This is a genomic window from Halomonas sp. GT, assembly GCF_002082565.1.
GTDB lineage: Bacteria > Pseudomonadota > Gammaproteobacteria > Pseudomonadales > Halomonadaceae > Vreelandella.
This window is the reverse complement of the sequence record NZ_CP020562.1, coordinates 1,769,151-1,795,482: the sequence shown is the minus strand read 5'-3', so window position 1 is coordinate 1,795,482 and position 26,332 is coordinate 1,769,151. Positions and strand designations below refer to the sequence as shown.

20 protein-coding genes, 2 tRNA genes and 3 rRNA genes are annotated in these 26,332 nt (G+C 49.8%); 8 read left to right on the top strand and 17 right to left on the bottom strand.

Annotation, left to right across the window (positions count from 1 at the left end):
• Window positions 1-285: 285 nt before the first annotated feature.
• The 4 genes from B6A39_RS08370 to B6A39_RS08355 form a co-directional block, all read right to left on the bottom strand.
• Window positions 286-753, bottom strand: a complete 468-nt coding sequence (locus B6A39_RS08370) for a DUF2489 domain-containing protein (protein ID WP_083003845.1) — start codon at window positions 751-753, stop codon at window positions 286-288.
• 181 nt (window positions 754-934) lie between these two features.
• The gene (locus B6A39_RS08365) at window positions 935-2,038 is read right to left on the bottom strand and encodes a COX15/CtaA family protein (protein WP_083003841.1); all 1,104 of its coding nucleotides are present in this window, start codon (window positions 2,036-2,038) and stop codon (window positions 935-937) included.
• A 55-nt stretch (window positions 2,039-2,093) separates the two neighbouring features.
• Window positions 2,094-2,600, bottom strand: coding sequence for a hypothetical protein (locus tag B6A39_RS08360; protein WP_083003838.1), 507 nt, complete (start codon window positions 2,598-2,600; stop codon window positions 2,094-2,096).
• A 9-nt stretch (window positions 2,601-2,609) separates the two neighbouring features.
• A complete protein-coding gene (locus B6A39_RS08355; protein WP_083003834.1) occupies window positions 2,610-3,305 on the bottom strand; it encodes an SURF1 family protein in 696 nt (231 codons plus the stop codon).
• Between B6A39_RS08355 and B6A39_RS08350 the strand changes: the two genes are divergently transcribed.
• Complete coding sequence (locus tag B6A39_RS08350) at window positions 3,304-3,495, top strand: DUF2909 domain-containing protein (RefSeq protein ID WP_083003831.1); 192 nt, start codon at window positions 3,304-3,306, stop codon at window positions 3,493-3,495. The genes B6A39_RS08355 and B6A39_RS08350 overlap by 2 nt on opposite strands.
• Before the next feature lie 4 nt (window positions 3,496-3,499).
• Here B6A39_RS08350 and B6A39_RS08345 read toward each other — a convergent pair whose 3' ends face one another.
• The 5 genes from B6A39_RS08345 to B6A39_RS08325 all read right to left on the bottom strand — a co-directional run bounded on the left by B6A39_RS08345 (window position 3,500) and on the right by B6A39_RS08325 (window position 8,077).
• Window positions 3,500-4,357: a cytochrome c oxidase subunit 3 gene (locus B6A39_RS08345; protein WP_083003827.1), complete on the bottom strand. Its 858-nt coding sequence runs from the start codon at window positions 4,355-4,357 to the stop codon at window positions 3,500-3,502.
• Window positions 4,354-4,944, bottom strand: coding sequence for a cytochrome c oxidase assembly protein (locus B6A39_RS08340; RefSeq protein ID WP_083003824.1), 591 nt, complete (start codon window positions 4,942-4,944; stop codon window positions 4,354-4,356). Before B6A39_RS08340 ends, B6A39_RS08345 begins: the two co-directional genes overlap by 4 nt.
• A 35-nt stretch (window positions 4,945-4,979) precedes the next feature.
• Window positions 4,980-6,623 carry a cytochrome c oxidase subunit I gene (gene ctaD, locus B6A39_RS08335; protein ID WP_083003820.1) on the bottom strand — a complete coding sequence of 548 codons (1,644 nt, stop codon included), beginning with the start codon at window positions 6,621-6,623 and terminating at the stop codon, window positions 4,980-4,982.
• A 39-nt stretch (window positions 6,624-6,662) separates the two neighbouring features.
• On the bottom strand, window positions 6,663-7,778 hold the full coding sequence (gene coxB, locus B6A39_RS08330) for a cytochrome c oxidase subunit II (RefSeq protein WP_083003817.1): 1,116 nt from the start codon (window positions 7,776-7,778) through the stop codon (window positions 6,663-6,665).
• A gap of 125 nt (window positions 7,779-7,903) precedes the next feature.
• Entirely contained in the window at window positions 7,904-8,077 is a 174-nt protein-coding gene (locus B6A39_RS08325) for a DUF2970 domain-containing protein (protein ID WP_083003813.1), read from the bottom strand.
• Between the two features lie 132 nt (window positions 8,078-8,209).
• Between B6A39_RS08325 and B6A39_RS08320 the strand changes: the two genes are divergently transcribed.
• Both B6A39_RS08320 and B6A39_RS08315 read left to right on the top strand, forming a co-directional pair.
• On the top strand, window positions 8,210-8,569 hold the full coding sequence (locus tag B6A39_RS08320; RefSeq protein WP_083003810.1) for a hypothetical protein: 360 nt from the start codon (window positions 8,210-8,212) through the stop codon (window positions 8,567-8,569).
• A 92-nt stretch (window positions 8,570-8,661) separates the two neighbouring features.
• Complete coding sequence (locus B6A39_RS08315) at window positions 8,662-8,877, top strand: hypothetical protein (RefSeq protein ID WP_083003806.1); 216 nt, start codon at window positions 8,662-8,664, stop codon at window positions 8,875-8,877.
• 41 nt (window positions 8,878-8,918) lie between these two features.
• Here the strand turns inward: B6A39_RS08315 and hrpB are convergent, their stop codons facing one another.
• Both hrpB and B6A39_RS08305 read right to left on the bottom strand, forming a co-directional pair.
• Complete coding sequence (gene hrpB / locus B6A39_RS08310; RefSeq protein WP_198036767.1) at window positions 8,919-11,354, bottom strand: ATP-dependent helicase HrpB; 2,436 nt, start codon at window positions 11,352-11,354, stop codon at window positions 8,919-8,921.
• 20 nt (window positions 11,355-11,374) lie between these two features.
• Window positions 11,375-12,034, bottom strand: a complete 660-nt coding sequence (locus B6A39_RS08305; RefSeq protein WP_083003799.1) for a TetR family transcriptional regulator C-terminal domain-containing protein — start codon at window positions 12,032-12,034, stop codon at window positions 11,375-11,377.
• 202 nt (window positions 12,035-12,236) lie between these two features.
• Between B6A39_RS08305 and xdhA the strand changes: the two genes are divergently transcribed.
• Genes xdhA through guaD form a run of 4 tightly spaced genes read left to right on the top strand, consistent with a single transcriptional unit; the run spans window position 12,237 to window position 18,285 of the window.
• Window positions 12,237-13,694 carry a xanthine dehydrogenase small subunit gene (gene xdhA / locus B6A39_RS08300; RefSeq protein WP_083003794.1) on the top strand — a complete coding sequence of 486 codons (1,458 nt, stop codon included), beginning with the start codon at window positions 12,237-12,239 and terminating at the stop codon, window positions 13,692-13,694.
• On the top strand, window positions 13,678-16,101 hold the full coding sequence (gene xdhB, locus B6A39_RS08295; RefSeq protein WP_083003790.1) for a xanthine dehydrogenase molybdopterin binding subunit: 2,424 nt from the start codon (window positions 13,678-13,680) through the stop codon (window positions 16,099-16,101). The genes xdhA and xdhB overlap by 17 nt, the downstream gene beginning before the upstream one ends.
• On the top strand, window positions 16,098-16,970 hold the full coding sequence (gene xdhC / locus B6A39_RS08290; protein WP_083003787.1) for a xanthine dehydrogenase accessory protein XdhC: 873 nt from the start codon (window positions 16,098-16,100) through the stop codon (window positions 16,968-16,970). Before xdhB ends, xdhC begins: the two co-directional genes overlap by 4 nt.
• A 1-nt stretch (window position 16,971) precedes the next feature.
• Window positions 16,972-18,285 carry a guanine deaminase gene (guaD, locus tag B6A39_RS08285; RefSeq protein ID WP_083003782.1) on the top strand — a complete coding sequence of 438 codons (1,314 nt, stop codon included), beginning with the start codon at window positions 16,972-16,974 and terminating at the stop codon, window positions 18,283-18,285.
• A 321-nt stretch (window positions 18,286-18,606) separates the two neighbouring features.
• Here guaD and rrf read toward each other — a convergent pair.
• The 5 genes from rrf to B6A39_RS08260 form a co-directional block, all read right to left on the bottom strand.
• Window positions 18,607-18,722, bottom strand: a 5S ribosomal RNA gene (gene rrf, locus B6A39_RS08280).
• A 166-nt stretch (window positions 18,723-18,888) separates the two neighbouring features.
• A 23S ribosomal RNA gene (locus tag B6A39_RS08275) occupies window positions 18,889-21,782 on the bottom strand.
• 230 nt (window positions 21,783-22,012) lie between these two features.
• Window positions 22,013-22,088, bottom strand: a tRNA-Ala gene (locus B6A39_RS08270).
• Between the two features lie 111 nt (window positions 22,089-22,199).
• Window positions 22,200-22,276 (bottom strand) — tRNA-Ile (locus B6A39_RS08265).
• 87 nt (window positions 22,277-22,363) lie between these two features.
• A 16S ribosomal RNA gene (locus tag B6A39_RS08260) occupies window positions 22,364-23,896 on the bottom strand.
• Together the 16S, 23S and 5S rRNA genes with 2 tRNA genes alongside form the textbook arrangement of a ribosomal RNA operon.
• A gap of 409 nt (window positions 23,897-24,305) precedes the next feature.
• Here B6A39_RS08260 and B6A39_RS08255 point away from each other — a divergent pair.
• Complete coding sequence (locus B6A39_RS08255) at window positions 24,306-25,292, top strand: cytochrome-c peroxidase (protein WP_083003778.1); 987 nt, start codon at window positions 24,306-24,308, stop codon at window positions 25,290-25,292.
• A 34-nt stretch (window positions 25,293-25,326) separates the two neighbouring features.
• Here B6A39_RS08255 and B6A39_RS08250 read toward each other — a convergent pair whose 3' ends face one another.
• Window positions 25,327-26,319, bottom strand: coding sequence for an adenosine deaminase (locus B6A39_RS08250; RefSeq protein WP_083003774.1), 993 nt, complete (start codon window positions 26,317-26,319; stop codon window positions 25,327-25,329).
• Window positions 26,320-26,332: the final 13 nt, after the last annotated feature.

Here is a 26,332-nt window from a genome sequence, read left to right as displayed (position 1 = left end):
CTCCTTCTTGATCCAATGCTGACATGGTCATAAGACCAAATCTATCCCAATGCTTCTTATTTGCGAGAGCATCCATTTTTCGCTGCTCAGCACCATGGCAATAGCGTACTTTCACCATAAGGCTGAACGTTTGCCTATGATTAACGTTTAATCACGAGAAGGCAACAATGCCGAGATATCAACTTCTTGCCAATACCGACATTTTCAGCATAGCAAAATTGACGCAATAAGCGTCAAAAAACATAGGTTATCGTATTTATAGTCCCCTATGCTCGTTAAACAAGGTTAATGAAGACCAATTGACCCTTTGGACCTCCAGACGATTACCTTTTTTGCTGCCTCAAGTACGGCAGGACGCATTTCGTCCTCAACAGCAATACGCTCTTTATCTTCTTGCATTCGCTCTCGTGGCGTCAATTGCTTACGTGCAGAGTGCGTTTTTAAGTGCCGAGTACGATTGTACACCTCTGCAAACGCCTGAAAGTCTGGACGCTCTGTTAGGCTAGGATCGATAATCTCAAGCAACACTTTGCATCGCCAAGACCCTTCTGTAATGTCGACTTGCTCTTGCACAAGCGCGCTAACGACAAAATCAAGATTTTCCAGGCTATTTTGATGGGCACGACGCTCCTCGTCCATCCGAAATGCTTCTCGGCGTTTAACCTCTTGGCGAAGTTTATAGGCATAAAAACCAAGGGCTGCAATGACAGCAATTGCAACGATGAATAATAACAACGCTCCTATGGAACTCATAACGCTCCTTTCTTAACGGAAAGATAGAAAGCTTGACGATAATTGTACACCCTATCCACCCAATGAAACCACTTTCACTGTTTCTTCACCTATGCTTCCGCACAAAGCCAAGGATTACACAGCAACGTTTTTCGTTATTCACTCCGTGGTAACCATTATTGTTTTTGACGAAGCAAAACCTCTAGCTACCACCGTACGTCAAGAAAGCCTGAGATGACTGTAGATCATTCACATTAGTAAGATGTTGATTAGAAGAATATTTCCAGCACCAGACAGCCCACCCCATACTCAAGGTCAAGGCAACCGCTCCAGCGGTATGTAACAGAGCCAGCCATAGAGGAAGCCACAACAATACATTAGCAATACCAAGCGCGACTTGGGCAAAATAAGTAATTATCACCAAGGTGAGCGCTCGCCCAACAGACGCAGCCGTACGATATCGCCACCATAGCGCTAACAAGACAATTCCGAGTAAAAGCGCTCCAATACGATGCATAACGTGAATTGCAGTACGTGCATCGGCATGCAGCTGACCATGTAAATAATTAGGGCCGACAGTTTGTGTCAGATGAAAGCCTTCACTTATATCCATTTCAGGCCACCACTGCGTATTGCAGGTCGGAAACCCTTGGCAGGCGATGCCTGCATAGTTGCTGGTCACCCAGCCACCTAATGCAAGTTGCAAAATTAATACCGACACGCCTATTAACCAGAGCAAATTAATCTTCTTACATGAATAAACATAGTTTGTGGACGAAGAAACAGAATTGTTATCAGAAGGCGTATAACGCGTTAAGGCAAAGCGAACTCGCAAATGCACCCAAAAAAACAACATAAGTACACTTAACCCACCCAACAAATGCAGAGTAACGACTTGTGGCCAGAGTTTGAGAGTAACTGTAAAGGCGCCAAACGCGCCTTGAAGTAGAATAACAACGAGCAAGGCAATACTTACTTTCCATGGAAACCCTGAACGCTTGCGCAATGAAAAACCTAGCGCCACTACGCTTAGAACAATAAGCCCTAAAAAACTTGCTACATACCGATGAGCCATTTCCACCCATGCTTTAAAAGGCTCTAGAGGTACATCGGGATGACGTAGAGCAGCATGCTCAGCATCAGGGACTAACAACCGCCCATAGCACCCCGGCCAGTCCGGGCACCCCAACCCAGCGTCAACTAAGCGTGTCCATGCACCAACTAGAATCACTAACGCTGTCAGCACAGTGCCGACCAAGGTTAAACGCTTCAGCCATTGTAAACGCCGCTCAGTAGAATGTGGCACGTTGCTTCCTTACGACCTAAAAGGTCGAGCATGCAGAGTAACGATATATGCTTCGCTACAGCGGATTGACCTTAAATAAGTGACGTATATCATCGAGAATATCAGCTGCAGGCACTGCATTGTTAAATGACAACGCGGGCCTACCGAAAGGATCCATCAGCCATACGCTATTTTCTTCTCGCCATGCAGGTTCTACTAACCAACGATTAACCGTTTCACCGGGAAGCTCTTGGGCACTACCGCCTATCCGTAGTCGCTCTAACCGTGGAGCTTCTCGACCCAACGCTCGATGCAGCCGCCACAATTCATCCATGCGCTCGTCACAGAGAGAAGTACAATCAAATACTAGTGTCCATGCATCACTTTTTTCAGGTTGAGCACTCAACGGCCAATCATCTAGTAATGGTACGCTGACATGCACTTGACCATGGGCAGTATCATCACCAGGTATGCCTATTTGCCATGTCAACATCGTCCACGCAGTAACAATAGGCGCAGCGAATGCTGCAAATATAAGCAGCAGTTTAACCCGCGGATAACGAACTGGCTGGCGTTGTTCCATGCATTCCCCTCAATCATCTGTAAGACTATCTTTACGCAGGCGACGCCCCCCCAACACCATGACTACTGTCGCCGCAAGCGCTAACCCCCACCATTGAAAAGCGTAGCCAAGATGGCGACTAGGAGGCATCACGCTAGCTTCCCACCAGGGCGTAAACACCCCCTCTCCCTGCTCAGCATGAAGCCAGCCGGTGTAAGTGAAGGTCGGCAATGTTGATTCCCACGGGGTTAAACTTATCTGCTGCAGTCTTACCCCTTCCTTGTTTTTGCCATATAGCGGCCCGCCAGCGTGCGCGACCTGCCACTCTCCTGAAATGGTTACGCTACCCTCTGGAGTATCTGCTTGAGGCGCCGCTCTACTCGTCCCTGTTTCAATAAACCCTCGCTGAATAAGCCACAACTGATCAAAATTGTCTCGGAATGGCGTTAACACAGCAACGCCCAGGCGCCCGTCTACAATTCGATTATCGAGATAAAGAGTGTGGTTAGCGAGGTATTCTCCTTTCAAATGCAGCTCAGCCCCCTCTTCTGGCATTGCAGTAGGCGATTTAACCAAAGGCGCTGCCTCACGAGCTGCTAACAAAACTCGCTTGTCAGCAGCACGCTCCCACTGCCATAGTCCTAGGAAGATACCTAGTGAAACTAATACGCCCCAAAACACACACCAGACGTATAGACGCTGCGTCCCAAAAGAGGTTTTCGTCATGTGGTTAAAACTGCTCATTGGCCTAGTTTTTATTGGAATAGTCGCTAGCTTAGCGGCCGGCGCAGGTTTTTTATTAAAGGACGACAGCAACTCGCGACGTCTACTAGCATCCCTTAAATGGCGCATTGGGTTAACATGCCTACTCATGGCCTTGTTAGTGTTTGGCTTCTGGTCAGGAGATTTAGGCTAATTGATTAGAAAACGTATACAAAAATAAATAATCCAACCCATACAACGTCTACAAAATGCCAATACCAACAAGATGCTTCAAAACCAAAATGATGATCTTGGGCAAAGTGCCCTTTATGTATACGAAGCAGCATACTGGCTAAAATTAGCGTACCTATAATGACATGAACGCCATGAAAGCCCGTTAGAATAAAGAAAGTAGCGCCGAAGATTCCTGCCTCAAGCGTAATGCCATAATGGTTATAGGCTTCATAATATTCGACACCCTGAATCACAATAAAACAGCAGCCCAGCAATACGGTACCTGCCAGCCAATTTCTGCACGTCTTACGCTCGCCTAACTTCAAGGCTTCATGTGCGACCGTCAATGTAATGCTCGAAGTTACCAAAATCAGTGTATTGACGAGCGGCAATTGCCATGGGCTTAAGACACTATCCGGGCCAGCCACTGATGAATCTGGAGGATTTAATAACGGCCACTGGGCGACAAATTCCGGCCATAACAACGCAGAAACACCTTTTGCCCCCTCACCACCCAACCAAGGTATAGCGAACGTTCTAACGTAGAACAGCGCACCAAAGAAAGCAGCAAAAAACATTACTTCAGAGAAAATAAACCAGCCCATCCCCCAACGGAACGAACGATCCATCTGAGCATCGTACAATCCGCTCATTGACTCGTGAATAACATCTCTGAACCAAAGCCCCATGACTGTAATTACACAAGCCATACCGATTAACATGATCGGGGTGCCCGTGTCGTACACAAGCTTGATTCCTGTACCCACCATCATAGCCCCGAGCGCTAGCGAACCTAGAATGGGCCATCGACTCGTTGCTGGAACATAGTAGCCGCCACTCATATCGAATCCCCTATCGTTTTGTTGTCATTCTTTGAGATGTCTTTTACTAAGTGATGAACTGGATACAAGGTATACACGAGCGTTATCGTATTGATATCTTCAGGAAGGTCACGCGCCAGCTGAAATATCAGAGGAATCGTCAAGCGTTCTCCCCCCTGGAGCTGCTGCTCTTGGAAACAGAAACAGCTTACTTTTCTTAAATGCGTCGTAGCGCTTGAAGGAGAAACGCTAGGTACAGCCCGCCCCCAACTCTCGACATGACTGTTGTTGGTAAACGTAAAATCAACTTCAGCTGTTTGGCCTGGATGCACACGCATTTGGCGGTTTTCGACGCTCATTCGCCATGGTAAACCCGCGCTGCCTCGAGTGATGAACTGCACGGTGATGTAGCGGGACTGGTCAACTTCTTCATGAATAATGGCTTTAGCCGTAGTATCCACTTTGCCATTAAGACCCGTCACACGACAAAACACGTCGTAAAGAGGGACGAGCGCAAATGCGAAGGCAAACATCCCAATTAGCGCTGCCACCGTACGGATGACCGTTCGTTTTACCCCAACTGATTGCACCGTATTATTTACTGCCATATATCCCCCTAGACCATTTGCTGGTGGACAGCTAATTAGTCATGGTGATGAGTACGGTTAAATACAGGTGGTGTCTCAAAGGTGTGCAGCGGTGCCGGACTAGGGACACTCCACTCAAGGTCTTCTGCCCCTTCCCAAGCTTTTGCAGGCGCTTTTTTTCCTCCCCTCACACACATCACCACAACCAATACAAAAATCAGCTGCGACGCGCCAAAAAAGAAAGCTCCAATGCTGGAAAGTAAATTGAAATCCGCAAACTGTAACGCATAGTCGGGAATACGCCTTGGCATGCCCGCCAAGCCTGCGAAATGCATGGGGAAAAACGTTAGATTAACGCCAATAATAGAGCACCAGAAGTGGCATTGAGCAAGGCGCTCGTTAGGATAATAGCCTGTCCATTTGGGTAACCAATAGTAGACACCAGCCATAATGGCAAAAATAGCGCCTGGTACTAACACATAATGAAAATGTGCCACAACAAAGTAAGTATCGTGGTATTGGAAATCCGCAGGTGCAATTGCCAACATCAGTCCTGAAAAACCGCCGATGGTGAATAGAACGACAAAAGCCAAAGCGAACAGCATAGGCGGCTCAAAGCTAATCGAGCCACGAAACAGCGTGGTCACCCAGTTAAACACTTTCACGCCTGTCGGCACGGCGATCAGCATGGTTGAATACATGAAAAACAGCTCCGCTGTTAGCGGAAGACCGACGATAAACATATGGTGTGCCCACACTAAAAAAGACAGCAGCGCGATAGCTGCCGTGGCATACACCATAGAAGCATATCCAAACAAAGGCTTACGCGCGAACGTGGGAATAATGGCAGAGACAATACCAAAAGCTGGCAAAATCATGATGTAAACTTCAGGATGACCAAAGAACCAAAATAAGTGCTGGAAAAGCACTGGGTCGCCACCACCCGCGGCGTCAAAGAAACTGGTACCGAAGTTAATATCCATCAGCATCATGGTAATAACACCCGCTAGTACAGGCATTACCGCGATCAATAGAAAAGCCGTAATTAACCATGTCCATACGAACAGCGGCATATCCATCATGCGCATTCCTGGTGCGCGCATATTCAGAATGGTCGCAATAATATTTATAGCCCCGAGAATCGAGCTAATGCCTGCAATATGTAGGGCTAAAATAAAAAATGTTGTGGAGGCAGGTGCGTAAGTCGTCGATAACGGCGCATAAAATGTCCAGCCAAAATTCGGCCCTCCGCCCGGCATTAATAGGGTAGAAAGTAGCAGTGTGAATGCCACCGGAAGCAGCCAGAAACTAAAGTTATTGAGCCTGGGTAGCGCCATATCCGGCGCGCCAATCTGAAGCGGAATCATCCAGTTGGCTAGCCCTGTAAACGCTGGCATCACCGCAGCAAACACCATTATTAACCCATGCATGGTGGTCATTTGATTGAAAAATTCTGGCTCTATGAGCTGTAAACCAGGTTGAAATAGCTCGGCTCTCACTACTAAGGCAAATATGCCTCCAACAAAAAACATGGTGAGCGAAAAAATCAGGTACAGAGAACCAATTTCTTTATGGTTGGTCGTCAAAACCCAGCGCAGTATTCCTTTGGGCTGAGCCGCATGGTCGTGATGAGAATGACCGCCAGCCGCTGCAGTAGAGCTATGTTGCAGCGAGTGTTGAGGAGGTAGTTTGGGCGCCATGAGCATCTCCGCCTGATTTATTGTTGTTAGTACCTTAAATTATTGTGCAATACGTTCGGCCACCGCAGCTGGCTGCACCACATCGCCTGTCTCATTCCCCCAAGCATTACGGGTATAAGTAACAACAGCGGCTATTTCGACAGGATTTAACGTACTGCGGAACGCCGGCATAGCAGCGCCAGAAACACCGTTAATGATTCGATCCATATGCCAATCTAAATCACTAATCAGTTGGTTATTGTTGGCTAGTGCAGGAAATGCTGGTGGTGCCCCCTGGCCCTCGCTTTGGTGACATGAAGAACAGATAGTCTGATAAACGGTCTCTCCCCGCGCCATCAAATCCTCCATCTCCCACTCTCGGTCAACCCCCATAGCCTCTTGCTCTGCTGCTTCTTTACGTTCAGCCAACCATGCTTCGAACTCTTCTTCTTCCATCGCATGCACAACCACTGGCATAAACCCGTGGTTAACGCCACAAAGCTCAGCACACTGGCCACGATAGATGCCTGGTTCATTAATTTTCACCCAATTTTCATTGATAAACCCAGGAATCGTATCCTGCTTAACGGCCAATTCAGGCACCCACCAAGAATGAATAACGTCATCCGACGTCATTAAAAAGCGCACTTTACGATTGATTGGTAGTACCAATGGCTCATCTACGTCTAACAAATAGTGCTCATCTCTCGCCTCCTCGCCACGAATTTGTGCTCTTGATGTAGTCATATTTGAGGTAAACGCAACATCCTCTCCAAGGTACTCGTAGCGCCAGCGCCATTGCTGACCAGTAATCATCACATCTAGGTCAGCTTCTGAAGAATCGTACATATTTTTCAATGTCGCGGTCGCAGGCACAGCCATTCCAATCAAAATCAGGATAGGAATAGCGGTCCAAAGAACTTCAACTGAGGTATGCTCATGAAAATTCGCTGCTTTTGCCCCTTTTGAGTGTCTGTATTTAAATAGTGAGTAAAACATCACCCCAAACACAATCACCCCAATCACCACGCATACCCAAAAAATCGCCATATGCAGACCAAAAATATCTTGGCTGATATCGGTGACCCCAACAGGCATATTCCAGCTATTAGCATGAGCTTGAGTGATACTGAAGGCACTGGTAATGGTTAGCAGCCATTGCCACGATAGATGCATAGAGACCTCCGTTATTATTGTTGTTCTCACCAACCCTTTTATTAGGTCAGGATTAATTGATTAACGTCAGTATAGAAAACATGTGGCATTCGTCACGAACAACTATCGTGAGGTGTATCAACGCTTCATCGCGACGCAATCACTGCAATCCCTACCAAGATCAAAACAAATACGAGAGTGATCACAATTCCCGCCACAATAAAGGCAGCGGGGTTACCGCTAGAAAAATCTTGTTGCCGCTTGAGGTCATTTTGTACGCCTAAAAGCGCTGACAGTACTGATTTAACGACTGACCACATTGAGCCTCTCCTCGTTATCACGCATCGCGTTGCCTAAATGAGCAACTCTTCTGCAGAGCTTTAGCTATAGTTGAAGATAGGAGAACCTGTGAAGAATGCCTCACAAATTGAAAAACTCGATAGGAACCTACTATGGATCATACAAGCAAAAAGCAGCCTGCATCTGTCTACGACACGAACCAAGATATCGTGACTTGGTGGCAGCATTACTGCCTATTGAGCACCATGCCAATGGTGCGTTGTCAGATTGCATGGCTTGAGAACCTGACGGAGGCCATGCAGCTGGAGGCTGAGCTTTTCCAAGCTATCGCTAAAAGTAGCGAGAAACTAACGCTATGCCTGACTGATAACAAAGAAAACTGCAACGCTAAGGAGCTCACTGAGCAATACCAAGAAATGGTCAAAACACTTACCGATGCCAACCTTGAACGGTTTGCTAAGGTATCTAAGCTTTCCCATGAGTTTCGACGTAGCCTTTGGGAAGAAATCTAACAATTTGGGATTAAGCTTGCGGCTTACTGTCGCGACATTCACACTACGCACGCTTTACTGAGAGCAGCTTTGGACTGGTGATGGAGCCTAATATGCCCAAATGTCGTAAATTTATTTTGTTGTTCTGGTTAATAGCCGTGGGTCTAGTATCGTTGACTGGCTGCACAACTTACACTTGGCCGGATGGTTCTCAAGAGACTGTGCTTGGTGTGCCCCCAGAAGAAGAAAACCGTCGTTACGAAGAGCAACGCGCAGACGGAGTACGCTATCGCGTACCTGGTAAAATACCCGAAGAGCAAACGGAATGATCTTCTTCGATCTGGCTTCTCTTTAAACGGCGTTATTAAACTTACCGTCGTTTTGTAGAGGCCGTTGCTTGAGCGGTAATTGGATCTTCAGGCCAGGGGTGCTTAGGGTAGCGGCCACGCATCTCTTTACGCACCTCTGGGTAGCCATTCAACCAAAAACTGCGTAAATCCTGAGTAACTTGAAGCGGCCTTTTTGCTGGTGATAGCAGATGAATGACGACAGGCATATGACCGTCCGCAACGACGGGAGTATCTTGCCAACCAAACGCTTCCTGTAGCTTCAGAGCAAGCACTGGAGGCCTTCCTGCTAGGCAGGACTCATAATCAATTGTTGCTTGATTACCACTAGGAGCCATTAATGTCGATGGCGTTAAACGCTCAAAACGGGTTTGCTCATCCCAGCTGAGTGTTGCCATTAAGTAGTTATGGAACGGCATTTTTTCTAGCTGATTGAAACGTGTAATACCCGTCATGTAGGGTGCCAACCAAACATCTAAGCTGTCTAATAGCGAGCTTTCTGACCAGTCAGGCCATGCATTAGGATTAATACCCGCCACTAGCGCCATTCGGCCCTGTAACTGCTTAATCTTGTCATTAAAAAGCACCGCAGGACGTTGTTTTAATGCCCGCAGCAACGCTTTTTTGACAGCCTCTCCAGGTAACTCCGCTAAGGGCCGACTTGCTAACACAAGTTCACCATGACGCTGAACAGCTTCACCAAGAAGCTTTCCCTGGGCATTTGACCAAGTAACGCGCTCCTCCCACTGTTGAGTTGCCGGGTAAAGGTCAATGAGCGCTGCCTGCGTAATCGGCTCTGCCAGGTATATTGCCGCTTCACTGCTGGCACTCTCTACACTAACCGCGACGATAAATGCTTCATTCGCTAGCGGGTGGCTAACGGAGAGCGTGGCAGTTTTGCCGTTGGCAAGCTTGAACCGGCCTGGGCTGATGAATTGACCAACTCGATCAGGATAAGCTATAGCTAACAAACAGCTAAGCAACTCAAGCGATACCTTATGTGGCAGCTGAACGCTAGCTATATCCGTAAGTCGCCTGGTTTCTCGTTGCCATTGAGGAAATCGCCAGGGTTGGCTGAGCCGCTGGGCCAACGCATCTTTCAATGAACCACTGACACGCTCCCTACCTTCTAGTAAAGCCGCTAATGCACAGGCGAGCGGTACTGCATTAAGTGACAAAGCCTTCGAAAGCATGACCGATAAACGAGGTTCAAACGGCCAACGCGCACTTTGCTTACCTAATGGTGTTAATAAACCCGCCGAATCAAGAATACCAAGCTGACGAAGTAACGCTTGGCTACTTTGCCATGCGCCGATAGGCGGTGGTGTCATCCAAACTAACTCATCTGGCGAACGCGCTCCCCATCGGGCAACTTCAAGCGCTAGTCTTGATAAATCAGCTTGTGCTATCTCAGGTTCACCATAGGCAACTAGTGGCTGCTCTTGAGACCACAAGCGATAACATACACCCGGCTGCTGCCGTCCTGCACGACCACGACGTTGATCAGCGCTGGCACGATTGACACGTCGGGTAGTTAAACGAGTGAGTCCAGTTCGCGGCTGAAACAACGGTACTCGCTCCAAACCAGCGTCAATAACCACATTTACACCATCAACTGTCACACTGGATTCCGCAATGGCGGTTGATACAATCACCCGCTGACGAGTTTCGTGAGGTTTCAATGCATTTTGCTGAGCCTCGATAGGCATACCACCATGTAAAGCGCATACCTCAACATCAAGGGTGCTACTGTCCAGTATTTTTACCAATCGGGTTATTTCTGCCACACCGGGTAAAATCACCAATACATCACCGTTATTGGCATTCGCTAAGGCTTCCACTATCACTCGGTAAGTAGCGGTGTCTAACGCTTCATCGCTGCTAAAAGGGCGATAATACGTTTCAATTGGGAATTCACGCCCCATACTTTCAATCACGGATGTATCGCTGCCCAATACACTTGTTAATGCAGCAACATCTAACGTCGCAGACATCACAATCAGCCGTAAGTCATCGCGAATGCTTTGCTGAATATCCAGCGATAGCGCTAGCCCAAGATCTGCTTCTATGCTGCGTTCATGAAACTCATCGAAGATGATACCGGCGACTCCTTCGAGCAACGGATCATCTTGCAACATACGCGTCAGGACGCCCTGGGTGACCACCTCCAAGCGTGTGTGTGGGCCCACTTTGCTGTCCCCTCGCATACGATAGCCAACGGTCTTACCGACAGGCTCATCAAGCTGCGCGGCCATAAAGCTTGCCGCCAAACGAGCAGCTACCCGTCGAGGCTCTAACAACAATATCTTTTGGCCCTTCGCCCATTGGCTATTCAATAAAGACAGCGGAACGCGGGTTGTTTTACCCGCCCCAGGTTGGGCAACTAAGATAAGGCGGTTATGCTCAGTAAGAGCGGTCTGAATCGGCTTCAGGTGCTGCTCAATTGGAAGTGTGGACATCGCCAATATAGACATAACAGCTAAACTGATACGCCGCTTGATAAATGCGATGCTGAAATACCGCATCCTTTCAAAATAACATGCTCAAGAAAACGGCAAATGGACTCGAAATCCGCTTCGCTGAGCACCTCAGTCCCTAATATCCCCGTTACCTGTGCACTGTATTCGGTGTAATGCTGAGTGGCCGACCAGATCAAGAATATAAGCCAACGAGGATCAACATCATCCATTTTTCCGAGCTGAGACCACTGGTGAATAATTTCTGCACGGGAAGTTACCCACTCTTTTAATTCACCGGAGAGGTAATTATTCAAGAAAGGCGCGCCAGCCAAAATCTCAGCGGCAAACAGCTTTGAACCTTCAGGATAACGCTGGCCCAACATCATTTTGGTGCGAATAAAATCGCTTAATACCTTAGCTGGATCACTTTCAGGTGTTATATCTTCAAGTACCGCATTCCATCGGTTCATCATTCGATTAAGCAGTCGTACATAAAGCAGCTGCTTACTGCCCATGTAATAGAGAATATTCGCCTTAGGAAGACCTGCTATATCGGCGATTGCCTGAAGGCTGGCACCACGATAACCATGTTGAGAAAACACCTGCTCCGCAGCGCTCAGTATGGTCTGTTCAATGCGATCTCTGCTGGCATTTTCATGGTTAGCGGTATCCGCTGTCATTGATTAAGCTCCTTTAATAAGCGCTTTTGATAAGCACCAATGGTCAGCCCATGGGACTTATTACATATAATTGGTTTATCGACGCCTGCCGTGTAAGTGCACAGACAGCCGCATTAGCAACAAATTCTTGCAAGGTGCGCTTTTTTGTCTCAAGCTAAACAATATTGACCGATCGGTCAGAACAATCATAACGGAGTTTGGCATGGCTACGATTGAGTTCCTGCTCAACGGCACCCCCAAGCAGTGTCATGTACCCCCTGACACCAGCATTCTAACGCTGTTGCGTGATCATTTGGGCATCACTGGCACAAAAGAGGGCTGCGCATCGGGTGATTGTGGCGCTTGTACAGTCGCAATCAACAATCCAAGCGACACGCAAAGCCGCTTTTTAAGCGTCAACGCGTGTATTACCCCCGCTCATCAACTTCACGGTCAGCACATAATTACCGTCGAAGGGCTAGCGACGGAAGGCAATCTACACCCAGCTCAGCGTGCAATGATCGAGTGCCATGGCAGCCAGTGCGGATTTTGCACACCAGGAATTGTCATGTCATTGTTCACATTGCATGCCAACCAGCAGCAGCGCCCCTCGCCTCTCACACCAGAAACACTTGAAGCCACATTAGGTGGAAATTTATGCCGCTGCACGGGATACCGACCTATTCGTGACGCCGCATTGAGTATGCAAGATTTCTCTTGGGAAGCACCGCAGTGGTTCGATGTGTCTCAGCCAGCCAGCCACACGCTTCATGCGCCGGGGTCAACCACTAAGAGTGAACTGCTCTTCGTACAGCCAACCACCTTGGCTGAGTTGGCCGACACAAGATATCGCTATCCTGATGCACGCCTCGTGGCTGGCGCTACAGATCTATGGCTGGAAAGCACTCAGCGCCTTACCGCATTGAACCAGCTTATTGACACCACGCGTGTGACTGAATTGCGCCAAATTGAAGAGACGACATTCCAAGCTCAACCAGGTTGGTGGGTAGGCGCCGGGGTTACGTACACGCAGCTTGAGCCCTTATTAAACAGTCACTTTCCTGCGTTTGCACACCTCCTTCACAGGCTCGGCTCCCAACAAGTTCGTAATCGGGGAACGCTTGGCGGAAACATCGCCAACGCTTCGCCAATTGGGGATACACCACCTGTACTGCTGGCCCTCAATGCCTGGTTAGAACTTACCAGCCACGTCAATACTCGCCAGCTCTTGCTGAGTGATTTTTTTATCGACTATAAGAAAACAGCGCTGGCTGCTGATGAAGTCATCAGCCGTATTTTTATACCTCAACTGGCTGAATCAGCCACACTAAGGGTTTGGAAGCTTTCTAAACGACGCGAGGATGACATAACGGCGGTATTAGGTGCGTTTTGCTACCGTGTTAATAAGGGTGTGATGGAGGATGTCCGCATTGCCTTTGGCGGTATGGCTGCAATTCCCAAGCGAGCTAGTCAAACAGAAGCTGCGCTAGAGGGACAGCCCGTTTCCAAAGCTAGCTTTCAAGCAGCCCAGCAAGCCCTTGCTGAAGAATTTCAGCCAATGAGCGATGTACGGGGTAGCCAATATTATCGAGAACAAGCCGCTCTCAACCTATTAGAACGCCTCTATTTATCGCTTTCGTCACCCAACCAGGAGGTGATGCTCCATGCGTACGCTCACTAAACTTGATGGCGATAGCAGCCGCGCTCGTCGAGAGTTACATGACCACATACAAGGGTCAGGCCCACTTGCCCGCCATACTGTCGATAGCCGCGGTCAGCGCCAAGCAGGCACCGCTAGCTTCCATGAAAGCGCTGAAAAACACGTTACAGGCAAGGCTGCCTACATTGATGACCTCAAAGCACCGGCCGATGCACTGTATGTAGCTTTGGGGCTTTCTCCTGTCGCACACGGCACATTGACCGCGCTTGATCTCGATGCAGTCAAACAGGCGTCTGGCGTTGTCGATGTCATCACTTTTCACGATGTGCCCGGCCATACAGATATCGGCCCTGTGTTTCCAGGCGACCCCATTTTTGTTGACCAAGAAATTAGCTACGCAGGCCAGTGTATTTTCGCCGTTGCGGCTACCTCGCTTCAGGCTGCTCGTCGAGCGGTAACGCTGGCCAAGTTAAGTATTGATGAACAACCAGCTAGCCTCGACCCTGTTGCTGCTGCCGAACGCAATGATGTGGTTCGCCCTACACATGTTCAAGAGCGAGGCGATTGGCAAACGGAACTGCACCAAGCCGAGCAAACGGTTGAGGGCGAGCTTTTTATCGGCGGACAGGAACATTTTTACCTGGAGGGACAAGCATGCTTAGTTCTGCCCACCGAAGATGAAGGGGTCATTGTTCATACCTCTAACCAGCACCCTAGTGAGACCCAAAAACTTGTCGCTGAAGTACTGGGCATTCCCTTTCATGCTGTCACCGTTGAAGTACGCCGAATGGGCGGCGGTTTTGGAGGCAAAGAAACTCAAGCGTCTCCTTGGGCTTGTATGGCAGCCATTATTGCCCGCAGAACCGGAAAAGCCACACGTATACGTCTACCACGAAGTGATGATATGCGCGCGACCGGTAAGCGACACCCCTTTCATAATCGCTACCGACTAGCAATTAATCGGCAAGGCATCATCCAGGGGGGAGACATAACAGTTATTGGTGACTGCGGATACTCACCTGACCTTTCGGACGCCATTGTTGATCGTGCAATGTTCCATGCCGACAACGCTTACTCATTAGGCAATGCTCGCGTCACCGGTCACCGAGCTAAGACCCATACGGCTTCTAACACGGCTTTTCGGGGCTTCGGCGGCCCTCAGGGCATGATGATTATCGAAGCTGCAATGGATGATATCGCGCGCAAAGTCGGTGAAGACCCTCTCACCATACGCAAACGAAACTTCTATCGCGATGGGCGAGACATCACCCACTACGGCCAGTCAGTGGATCAAAAACAGTTGCTGCATACGCTGGTAGATACATTGGAAACCAGTAGTGATTACTGGGCACGCCGTGCAGCTATTAAGGCATTTAATAGCAACAGTCCTATTATTAAAAAAGGGCTTGCGCTGACGCCAGTAAAGTTTGGCATCTCATTTACCGCCCAGCACCTCAACCAAGCCGGTGCTCTGCTGCACGTTTATACCGATGGCAGCATCATGATCAATCACGGCGGCACTGAAATGGGCCAAGGGCTGCACACCAAGATTTGCCAAGTAGTGGCGCGCGAACTTGGCTTGGATTTAGATAGCGTTCGGATTAGTGCCACTCGCACGGATAAAATACCCAATACGTCCCCTACGGCAGCTTCAAGCGGCGCCGACCTCAATGGAATGGCTGCGCGAGATGCTGCCAGCAAACTGCGCGAAAGGTTGTTCGACTTTGCTTCGACGCATTTTGAGGGCGGCTTAGACCGAGAAGATATGCGTCTGGAAGATGGCCTGCTGATTGCTGGTATTGGAGAGAGCGAGCGTCGCATCCCCTGGGGAGAGCTTATTCAAACAGCCTATCTCAATCGCATCTCGCTTTCAGAAAAAGGCTTTTATGCCACACCACTGATTCATTACAACCGTGCAACGGGCCAAGGCCGCCCTTTTTATTATTACGCGTTTGGAGCAGCCGTTGCTGAAGTCAATGTTGATACATTAAGCGGCGAATATCTTGTTACCCGCGTTGATGTGCTACATGACGTTGGTAATTCGCTAAATCCTGCTATTGATATTGGCCAAGTAGAAGGTGGTTTTATCCAGGGAATGGGTTGGCTAACTAGTGAAGAGCTTAAGTGGAACGATAAAGGCCTACTGATTAGCGACGGGCCTGCAACCTATAAAATACCCACGTTTGGTGATCTTCCCGCTATTTTCAACGTTGAACTACTGGAAGGCCACCCAAACTCCATGGCAAGTCTATACCGTTCTAAAGCCGTTGGTGAGCCACCGTTTATGCTTGGTATCTGTGTTTGGTCTGCACTCCGTGATGCGCTTTCAAGCTTAACCGATTACCAAGCGTCTCCCCATCTCGACACTCCCGCAACCCCTGAGCGAGTGATGCTGGCTGCAAACGCAATCAGGGAAAAAGCACTATGACACAGCCCTCAGCAGAAACTTGGCACGCGGCACTCGATCGATTGCAGCGTAGCGGTGTTCCCCATGTATTAGCCACTCAGGTAACCAGCGCGGGTTCAACCCCGCGTGAGCCCGGCGCGCGCATGGTGATCACGCAAGAAGCGGTCTATGACACGTTAGGTGGAGGCACTTTCGAGTGGCAAACTATCCACGCTGCCCGAGACTTTTTACAGCAAGGCCGCGTAGGCTTTCACTTAGAGGCATTCTCACTCGGTGGACGCAGCGGCCAGTGCTGTGGCGGTTATGTCAATGTGCTGCTGGAGGTGTTTCCTGGGGCGGCTATCAATATCGCCTTGTTTGGTGCTGGCCATGTCGGACGAGAGATCGTAAAGCTTAGCGAACCGCTACCCTGGCAAATACACTGGTTTGATAGCCGAGTAGATGCATTTAACGAACGCGATCAGCAGCAACCCCGACTTAGTTGCCATACGCTGAGCAATGCACAGGAAGATACTTTAACTCTGCCACCCTACTGTCATGCACTGGTGTTAACCCACAACCATGATGAAGACTATGCCCTTATCACTGCTTTACTAAAGCGTCATGACATCGCCTCAATAGGACTAATCGGCTCTGATAGCAAATGGGCAAGCTTCCGAGGACGACTGCAACGTGAAGGCTGCACCGCCGAGGAAATAGAGCGTGTACGCAGTCCCATTGGCTGTATCCATAACACTAAACTTAGCAACAAAACTCCCTATGCGATCGCTTTGACGGTGGTAACCGAACTGCTTTGGCTAACAGACAAGCCAGCCTCACTAGAAATGCGCGGCCTTGAGCCGAACGCAATACGTGCACTTGTTGACGATACGAAAACGACTCAGAGTTAATATGAATTCCTCAATCGATACGCTCATCCGCGCTGAAATTGTCAGCTTTGCACGCGACCCAGGTAATGATGACCTACCTCAGCCAGGTAGCCTAGAGCATTATGGCGACGGGCTACTTTGGCTAAAAGGCAGTCATATTCAGGCTGTCGGCCACTATGGTGATCTCTCTCACCAACTGCCAAGTGACGCCCATGTTATTGATTATCGAGGCAAGTTGATTATGCCCGGTTTTATCGATACTCACGTTCACTATGTTCAGCTAGACATCATGGCTTCCTACGGCCGACAGCTACTTGATTGGCTAAATGACTATACGTTTCCTGAAGAGTGCCGTTTTGCCAATCATGCACATGCAGAAGCGCTATCGAACGCTTTCCTAGATGAAATGCTTCGTGCAGGAACGACAACAGCCCAAGTATTTGGCTCCAGTCACCCTGGCTCAGTAGATGCGTTCTTCACCGCCTGCCAAAAACGTCAGCTACGCATGCTGGTCGGCAAAGTATTAATGGACCGCAACGCGCCTGACGCGCTAATGGATGGCATGTCAGGGATTGCAGACAGTGAGCGTCTTATTCAAGACTGGCATGGCAATGGCCGACTAGGTTATAGCGTCACACCACGCTTTGCGCCTACCTCTACCAAAGTGCAAATGGATGCTGCTGGCGCTCTCTTACGTAATGACTCTAGCCTTTGGCTGCAAACTCATTTGGCTGAAAACAGTGGGGAATTAGACTGGGTAGCCGAATTATTTCCTGGTAGCCGCGACTACTTAGCCGTTTATGAGGAAGCGGGGTTAGTCGGCCCCCGCAGCACCTTCGCACATGGCATCCATCTGGATAACGATATGCGTAAACGCCTGGCGGATCGAGGCGCCAATATTGCCTTTTGTCCAAGCTCCAATCTTTTCCTAGGCAGCGGATTATTTGACCGGGAGGCAGCTAAACAGACTGGTATGGCATTTACCTATGCTAGCGATATCGGCGCAGGCACCGATTTATCAGGGTTTGGAACGCTTAAGGCAGCCTACCAAGTGGGCCAATTAGGAGGGCAACCGCTTACCGCATGGCAAGGTTTTTATGGTTTAACCCATGGCAATGCAAAAGCGCTCTCATTAGATACCCATATCGGCCAGCTTGCCCCTTCCTACGAGGCAGATTTTGTAGTGATTGACCCTCATGCGACATCACTGTTGAAGCGCCGTATCCAACACAGCACAACGCTCGGCGAGCGTTTATTTGCGCTGATGATGCTCGCTGATGATCGCGCTATCTACGAAACATGGGCCGCTGGCGAATGCCAGCATCAAAGAGATTAATTTTCAAAGTTAAAATCCCCCAAACGGATACCTTGAGGGATTTCAAGATAGCCCACAATCATAAGCCCCGAACACTCTGCGCCCGGGGCTTCTCTTAATAAGTACTTGACGTTGACTCCAGTCCTCCGAGCCACCCTCGTCACTCCCAGCGGGAATCCATGTTGGGCTGTGGTTTCGGGCTACTGCAGGCCAAGGTCAAGGTGGATTCCCGATAACCCCACTCGGGAATGACGGTGCGGTGACTTGGGAACGTCCCTAATTGATTTTCTTCCGCACAAACAAAAAACCCAGCCGATGGGCTGGGTTTTTTGCGGTATAAGTGCCTGACGATGACCTACTCTCGCATGGGGAGACCCCACACTACCATCGGCGCTAAGCGGTTTCACTTCTGAGTTCGGCATGGGATCAGGTGGTTCACGCGTGCTATGGTCGTCAGGCGTAACTTTTAATGTATATCATGCTGAACATGTTACTGATGTTTTGTGGCGTCTCTTTCGTCTCAAGTCCTTCGTGTGTCACGTTGGGCTTGATTCGCGTATCCGGTTCTCTGAGTGTCTTCACACTCGTCTCGTTATCACTGCGACCAGACCCCTTGGGTGTTATAGGGTCAAGCCTCACGGGCCATTAGTACACGTTAGCTCAACGCCTTGCAGCGCTTCCACACCGTGCCTATCAACCAGCTGGTCTCGCTGGGCCCTTCAGGAGGCTCTAGGCCTCAGGGATGTCTCATCTTGAAGGGGGCTTCCCGCTTAGATGCTTTCAGCGGTTATCCCGTCCGCACATAGCTACCCGGCAATGCCACTGGCGTGACAACCGGAACACCAGAGGTGCGTCCACTCCGGTCCTCTCGTACTAGGAGCAGCCCTTCTCAAACATCCAACGCCCACGGCAGATAGGGACCGAACTGTCTCACGACGTTCTAAACCCAGCTCGCGTACCACTTTAAATGGCGAACAGCCATACCCTTGGGACCGACTTCAGCCCCAGGATGTGATGAGCCGACATCGAGGTGCCAAACACCGCCGTCGATGTGAACTCTTGGGCGGTATCAGCCTGTTATCCCCGGAGTACCTTTTATCCGTTGAGCGATGGCCCTTCCATACAGAACCACCGGATCACTAGAACCTGCTTTCGCACCTGCTCGACGTGTCTGTCTCGCAGTCAAGCACCCTTATGCTCTTGCACTCACTGCACGATGTCCGACCGTGCTGAGGGTACCTTCGTGCTCCTCCGTTACTCTTTGGGAGGAGACCGCCCCAGTCAAACTACCCACCACACACTGTCCTCGATCCGGATAACGGACCTGAGTGAGAACGCCAATGATGCCAGGCTGGTATTTCAAGGTTGGCTCCCCTCGAACTGGCGTCCGAGATTCAAAGCCTCCCAGCTATCCTACACAGGCAACATCAGCGTCCAGTGTGAAGCTATAGTAAAGGTTCACGGGGTCTTTCCGTCTAGCCGCGGGTACACCGCATCTTCACGGCGATTTCAATTTCACTGAGTCTCGGGTGGAGACAGCGTGGCCATCATTACGCCATTCGTGCAGGTCGGAACTTACCCGACAAGGAATTTCGCTACCTTAGGACCGTTATAGTTACGGCCGCCGTTTACCGGGGCTTCAATCAAGAGCTTCGCCTTGCGGCTAACACCATCATTTAACCTTCCGGCACCGGGCAGGCGTCACACCCTATACGTCCGCTTGCGCGTTAGCAGAGTGCTGTGTTTTTACTAAACAGTTGCAGCCACCTGGTATCTTCGACCGGTTCGGGCTCTGAGAGCAAGTCTCGTCACCCTACGCCGGCGTGCCTTCTCCCGAAGTTACGGCACCATTTTGCCTAGTTCCTTCACCCGAGTTCTCTCAAGCGCCTTGGGATTCTCACCCTGACCACCTGTGTCGGTTTGGGGTACGGTCGCACATGATCTGAAGCTTAGAGGCTTTTCCTGGAAGCGTGGCATCAATGACTTCCTGACCGTGGTCAGTTCGTTTCGTGTCTCGGCCTTAAAGCATCCCGGATTTACCTAAGATGCCAGCCTACTCACTTTCACCAGGACAACCAACGCCTGGCTCACCTAGCCTTCTCCGTCCCCCCATCGCAATCATGTCCGGTACGGGAATATTAACCCGTTTCCCATCGACTACGCCTTTCGGCCTCGCCTTAGGGGCCGACTCACTCTGCTCCGATTAGCGTCGAACAGAAACCCTTGGTCTTCCGGCGAGGGAGTTTTTCACTCCCTTTATCGTTACTCATGTCAGCATTCGCACTCGTGATACCTCCAGCGAACTTCTCAATTCACCTTCATTGGCTTACACGACGCTCCTCTACCGCTCACACCTAAGTGTGAACCCGTAGCTTCGGTACCTGGTTTAGCCCCGTTACATCTTCCGCGCAGGCCGACTCGACTAGTGAGCTATTACGCTTTCTTTAAAGGATGGCTGCTTCTAAGCCAACCTCCTAGCTGTCTGAGCCTTCCCACATCGTTTCCCACTTAACCAGGATTTCGGGACCTTAGCTGACGGTCTGGGTTGTTTCCCTTTTCACGACGGACGTTAGCACCCGCCGTGTGTCTCCCACGCTCGCACTCACCGGTATTCGGAGTTTGCCTCGGGTTGGTAAGTCGGGATGACCCCCTAGCCGAAACAGTGCTCTACCCCCGGCGGTGATACGTGAGGCGCTACCTAAATAGCTTTCGAGGAGAACCAGCTATCTCCGAGCTTGATTAGCCTTTCACTCCGATCCACAAGTCATCCAAATCTTTTTCAACAGATCCTGGTTCGGGCCTCCAGTTGATGTTACTCAACCTTCACCCTGCTCATGGATAGATCGCTCGGTTTCGGGTCTATATCCAGCGACTGTGTCGCCCAGTTAAGACTCGGTTTCCCTACGGCTCCCCTAAACGGTTAACCTCGCCACTGAATATAAGTCGCTGACCCATTATACAAAAGGTACGCAGTCACAGAACAAGTCTGCTCCTACTGCTTGTACGCACACGGTTTCAGGATCTATTTCACTCCCCTCTCCGGGGTTCTTTTCGCCTTTCCCTCACGGTACTGGTTCACTATCGGTCAGCCAGGAGTATTTAGCCTTGGAGGATGGTCCCCCCGTCTTCAGTCAAGGTTTCTCGTGCCCCGACCTACTCGATTTCACATGATCAGATTTTCGACTACGGGGCTATCACCCACTATGGCCGCGCTTCCCAGCGCATTCGCCTAATCAGTCACATGCTTAAGGGCTGGTCCCCGTTCGCTCGCCGCTACTAGGGGAATCTCGGTTGATTTCTTTTCCTCAGGGTACTTAGATGTTTCAGTTCCCCTGGTTCGCCTCTTACGCCTATATATTCAGCGTAAGATACTCATCTTATGATGAGTGGGTTTCCCCATTCAGAAATGCCCGGGTCACAGGTTGTTTGCCACCTCGCCGAGCCTTATCGCAGGCTTCCACGTCTTTCATCGCCTCTGGCTGCCTAGGCATCCACCGTGTGCGCTTCATTGCTTGACCCTATAACCCGAAGGAGTCTGGTGTCTCGCAATGATAACGATTGCCGGATACGCTTGAGACGTATCACAAAACAATTACGTATAAACACTTCAAAGAAGCGTTTATGTCAGCATGATATACATTGTTAAAGAGCGACTGTTCGATGAACAGTGATAAGACAACGCAATCGCTGCGCTTGACTTATCAGTGGTCACAAAACATCAACAAACGGTGGGTAACGTACAACATAATGGTGGAGCCAAGCGGGATCGAACCGCTGACCTCCTGCGTGCAAGGCAGGCGCTCTCCCAGCTGAGCTATGGCCCCATTTTTTTGGCCGACCTAACCTCTTGCCATTAATTTCTGTGAGACAAGGCAAAATGCAACGACGTATAGCCTGCTATACGAGGAGCATTTTAATGCAGTATCACAGGAATTTGGTGGGTCTGGGCAGACTTGAACTGCCGACCTCACCCTTATCAGGGGTGCGCTCTAACCAACTGAGCTACAGACCCAAGAGGGGATCGTGCGTAAACCGTTTGCTCTATTATCTGATCAGGTAATTCATTGTGAGCGCTTACCGCGAGGGATGATGCATCGTTTAAGGAGGTGATCCAGCCGCAGGTTCCCCTACGGCTACCTTGTTACGACTTCACCCCAGTCATGAACCACACCGTGGTGATCGCCCTCTTGCGTTAGGCTAACCACTTCTGGTGCAGTCCACTCCCATGGTGTGACGGGCGGTGTGTACAAGGCCCGGGAACGTATTCACCGTGACATTCTGATTCACGATTACTAGCGATTCCGACTTCACGGAGTCGAGTTGCAGACTCCGATCCGGACTGAGACCGGCTTTTCGGGATTAGCTGACTCTCGCGAGCTCGCAACCCTTTGTACCGGCCATTGTAGCACGTGTGTAGCCCTACTCGTAAGGGCCATGATGACTTGACGTCGTCCCCACCTTCCTCCGGTTTGTCACCGGCAGTCTCCTTAGAGTTCCCGGCATTACCCGCTGGCAAATAAGGACAAGGGTTGCGCTCGTTACGGGACTTAACCCAACATTTCACAACACGAGCTGACGACAGCCATGCAGCACCTGTCTCTGCGTTCCCGAAGGCACCAAGTGATCTCTCACAAGTTCGCAGGATGTCAAGAGTAGGTAAGGTTCTTCGCGTTGCATCGAATTAAACCACATGCTCCACCGCTTGTGCGGGCCCCCGTCAATTCATTTGAGTTTTAACCTTGCGGCCGTACTCCCCAGGCGGTCGACTTATCGCGTTAACTTCGCCACAAAGTGCGCTAGGCACCCAACGGCTGGTCGACATCGTTTACGGCGTGGACTACCAGGGTATCTAATCCTGTTTGCTACCCACGCTTTCGCACCTCAGTGTCAGTGTCAGTCCAGAAGGCCGCCTTCGCCACTGGTATTCCTCCCGATCTCTACGCATTTCACCGCTACACCGGGAATTCTACCTTCCTCTCCTGCACTCTAGCTTGACAGTTCCGGATGCCGTTCCCAGGTTGAGCCCGGGGCTTTCACAACCGGCTTATCAAGCCACCTACGCGCGCTTTACGCCCAGTAATTCCGATTAACGCTTGCACCCTCCGTATTACCGCGGCTGCTGGCACGGAGTTAGCCGGTGCTTCTTCTGCGAGTGATGTCTTTCCTAATGGGTATTAACCACTAGGCGTTCTTCCTCGCTGAAAGTGCTTTACAACCCGAAGGCCTTCTTCACACACGCGGCATGGCTGGATCAGGGTTGCCCCCATTGTCCAATATTCCCCACTGCTGCCTCCCGTAGGAGTTCGGGCCGTGTCTCAGTCCCGATGTGGCTGATCATCCTCTCAGACCAGCTACGGATCGTTGCCTTGGTGAGCCTTTACCTCACCAACTAGCTAATCCGACATAGGCTCATCCAATAGCGGGAGCCGAAGCCCCCTTTCTCCCGTAGGACGTATGCGGTATTAGCCTGGGTTTCCCCAGGTTATCCCCCACTACCGGGCAGATTCCTATGCATTACTCACCCGTCCGCCGCTCGTCAGCGGGTAGCAAGCTACCCCTGTTACCGCTCGACTTGCATGTGTTAGGCCTGCCGCCAGCGTTCAATCTGAGCCATGATCAAACTCTTCAGTTTAAAATCATTGTGATACTTACTCGTCACCCGAAGGCAACAAAAGCGCATCAAACTTGGCTCAAGGTTCAAACGAATTCATTTCAATTTACATTGTCATGACCGCTTGCCTTGATATTTGGTGATTTATCACCTCATCGGCAAGCGCCCACATGAATTACCTGATCAAATTATTAAAGAGCTATCGACTGGCGTTGCCGTTCGATGTGGGGCGTATTCTACTCATTTCTATTTATTCGTCAACACTTTTTTATCCTTTCTGATGAGTAAAATGAGCAAAAAGGATCGATTCTAAAATTGACCTAGCGCAAGCCTCTTTCTCCCCCTTCTTTCTAAACTGGCGCTAGCATTTCAAGAGTGCTCATACAATACAAAAAGCACGACACTTAACAGCAATCTGGAGGGGGATAATATGCAATCGTTTAAGAGCCCAGTTTATTTAGCAGGAGCTGCATTACTGATAGCTTCAAATATGACGCTGGCCGATGATGATATGGAGAATTATCGCCTTCGTTTTGAACCACTGCCCCACCTGCCACCATTACCTGCTGAAAACTCTCAAACAGATGAGAAAGTAGAGCTAGGCAATATGCTATTTTTTGAACCACGCATTTCTGCAAGCGGAGTCATTAGCTGTGCCACCTGCCATAACCCTGCGCTAGGCTGGTCTGACCGCATCCCCAGGGCAGTGGGCCATAACGGACAAATTGGCGAACGCAACACACCGACTGTATTGAACAGCGGATTTTTAAATGCACAATTCTGGGATGGGCGCGAACCCGATCTCGAGGGACAAGCATTAGGACCCATCGAAGCCGATGTCGAAATGGCCATGCAGCTTGATCACGCGCTAGAACGGCTTGCGGAATTTGAGCTTTATCAAGATAAGTTCGCGGAGGCTTACCCAAACCAAGAAGATCCTATTAATGCAGAAAACCTTGGAAAAGCACTCGCCGTGTTTCAACGGACGCTTAATACCCCGAATGCGCCTTTTGACCGTTACTTACAAGGCGACATGAATGCCATTAGCGAGCAAGCAAAAAATGGAATGGTCGCGTTTGTCGATAATGGTTGTATTGCCTGCCACCGCGGCCCTAATTTAACCGATAGTCAATTTCATGCTATTCAGGTACCTGGCTCTACAGACCTGGGACGCTATATTGTCACCGGTGAAGAGAGTGATAAATACCGATTCCGTACACCCACCCTTCGCAATGTGGCTGTCACTTACCCCTATATGAATAACGGCGCAACACAAACACTAGAGGAAGCTGTCGCAGTCATGGGACAGGAGATGCTAGGGCGTGAATTTGATACCACAACGATAGATGAGATTACGGCTTTCTTGCACACGCTAACAGGTGAAATGCCTGAATTTGACGTTCCTGCGCTTCCTTAAATGAGTCACCGCCGACCAGAAGTCGGCGGTCCTTTCATGCTTGCTCAAGGCGCAGCAAAAGCTCTTGGCGACGAGGCTCATCAACAAAAGCTTCTTCGATTGCATTACGATTTAGCATGCGAAATACATCAGCATCCCAGCCAAACGCGTCAGCACAAGCAACATGATTTGTCAGCAACCCACCTCCAAAATAAGCAGGATCGTCAGAGCTAATCGTCACCTTGAGGTTTTCTTTCAACAACTGAGGAAGAGGGTGATGTCGAAGATCATCAATCACTTTTAAACTGATATTAGAAAGAGGGCAAACAGTTAGTACAATTTGACGCTCTCTAAGCCGCTCAACCACTGTGTCACTTTCGAGACAGCGAACCCCATGGTCAATTCGCTGAACATCGAGAAGATCCAGAGCTTCAGCGATATATTCGGCAGGCCCTTCTTCTCCAGCATGGGCAACACGCACTAAGCCAATCTCTTTAGCTCGCGCAAAAAGCGCCTGAAACTTTGCCGGGGGGTTGTCACGCTCTGCGCTGTCTAAACCAATAGCATCTAAAAACTTCCAATATGGAGCAGCGTTTTCAAGCACGCTGAGCGCTTCTTCAGCCGGACGATCACGCAAAAAAGCCATAATCATACCAACAGACAGATCAAGCGCTGCCTCTGCTTCTTCTTTCGCACGAAGCAATCCCGCCATCACAACTTCAAGAGGAATGCCACGCTGAAGATGGGCCTGAGGGTCAAAATGCATATCAATATGCACTACCCCTTCACCACGAGCACGTTGGAAATAATCCATCGCCAAGTCATAAAAATCCTGCTCTGTGCGGAGTACATTCATGCCTTGGTAATAAAGGTTTAAGAATCCCTGTAGGTCATCAAACTCATAAGCTGCTTTTGCCTCTTTGACCGAAGCGTAAGGAAGCTCAATACCATTTCGTTTGGCAAGTTCAAACATTAACTCAGGCTCAAGTGAGCCTTCGATATGCAAATGAAGCTCTACCTTAGGTAGCTGGAGAAGAAATTCATGCATACGAAACTCCTGT

Coding starts and splice junctions, on each gene's coding strand:
- B6A39_RS08370 (WP_083003845.1), bottom strand. CDS start 753: ATGAGTTCCATAGGAGCGTTGTTATTATTCATCGTTGCAATTGCTGTC.
- B6A39_RS08360 (WP_083003838.1), bottom strand. CDS start 2,600: ATGGAACAACGCCAGCCAGTTCGTTATCCGCGGGTTAAACTGCTGCTT.
- B6A39_RS08350 (WP_083003831.1), top strand. CDS start 3,304: ATGTGGTTAAAACTGCTCATTGGCCTAGTTTTTATTGGAATAGTCGCT.
- B6A39_RS08355 (WP_083003834.1), bottom strand. CDS start 3,305: ATGACGAAAACCTCTTTTGGGACGCAGCGTCTATACGTCTGGTGTGTG.
- B6A39_RS08345 (WP_083003827.1), bottom strand. CDS start 4,357: ATGAGTGGCGGCTACTATGTTCCAGCAACGAGTCGATGGCCCATTCTA.
- B6A39_RS08340 (WP_083003824.1), bottom strand. CDS start 4,944: ATGGCAGTAAATAATACGGTGCAATCAGTTGGGGTAAAACGAACGGTC.
- ctaD (WP_083003820.1), bottom strand. CDS start 6,623: ATGGCGCCCAAACTACCTCCTCAACACTCGCTGCAACATAGCTCTACT.
- coxB (WP_083003817.1), bottom strand. CDS start 7,778: ATGCATCTATCGTGGCAATGGCTGCTAACCATTACCAGTGCCTTCAGT.
- B6A39_RS08325 (WP_083003813.1), bottom strand. CDS start 8,077: ATGTGGTCAGTCGTTAAATCAGTACTGTCAGCGCTTTTAGGCGTACAA.
- B6A39_RS08320 (WP_083003810.1), top strand. CDS start 8,210: ATGGATCATACAAGCAAAAAGCAGCCTGCATCTGTCTACGACACGAAC.
- B6A39_RS08315 (WP_083003806.1), top strand. CDS start 8,662: ATGCCCAAATGTCGTAAATTTATTTTGTTGTTCTGGTTAATAGCCGTG.
- hrpB (WP_198036767.1), bottom strand. CDS start 11,354: ATGTCCACACTTCCAATTGAGCAGCACCTGAAGCCGATTCAGACCGCT.
- B6A39_RS08305 (WP_083003799.1), bottom strand. CDS start 12,034: ATGACAGCGGATACCGCTAACCATGAAAATGCCAGCAGAGATCGCATT.
- xdhA (WP_083003794.1), top strand. CDS start 12,237: ATGGCTACGATTGAGTTCCTGCTCAACGGCACCCCCAAGCAGTGTCAT.
- xdhB (WP_083003790.1), top strand. CDS start 13,678: ATGCGTACGCTCACTAAACTTGATGGCGATAGCAGCCGCGCTCGTCGA.
- xdhC (WP_083003787.1), top strand. CDS start 16,098: ATGACACAGCCCTCAGCAGAAACTTGGCACGCGGCACTCGATCGATTG.
- guaD (WP_083003782.1), top strand. CDS start 16,972: ATGAATTCCTCAATCGATACGCTCATCCGCGCTGAAATTGTCAGCTTT.
- B6A39_RS08255 (WP_083003778.1), top strand. CDS start 24,306: ATGCAATCGTTTAAGAGCCCAGTTTATTTAGCAGGAGCTGCATTACTG.
- B6A39_RS08250 (WP_083003774.1), bottom strand. CDS start 26,319: ATGCATGAATTTCTTCTCCAGCTACCTAAGGTAGAGCTTCATTTGCAT.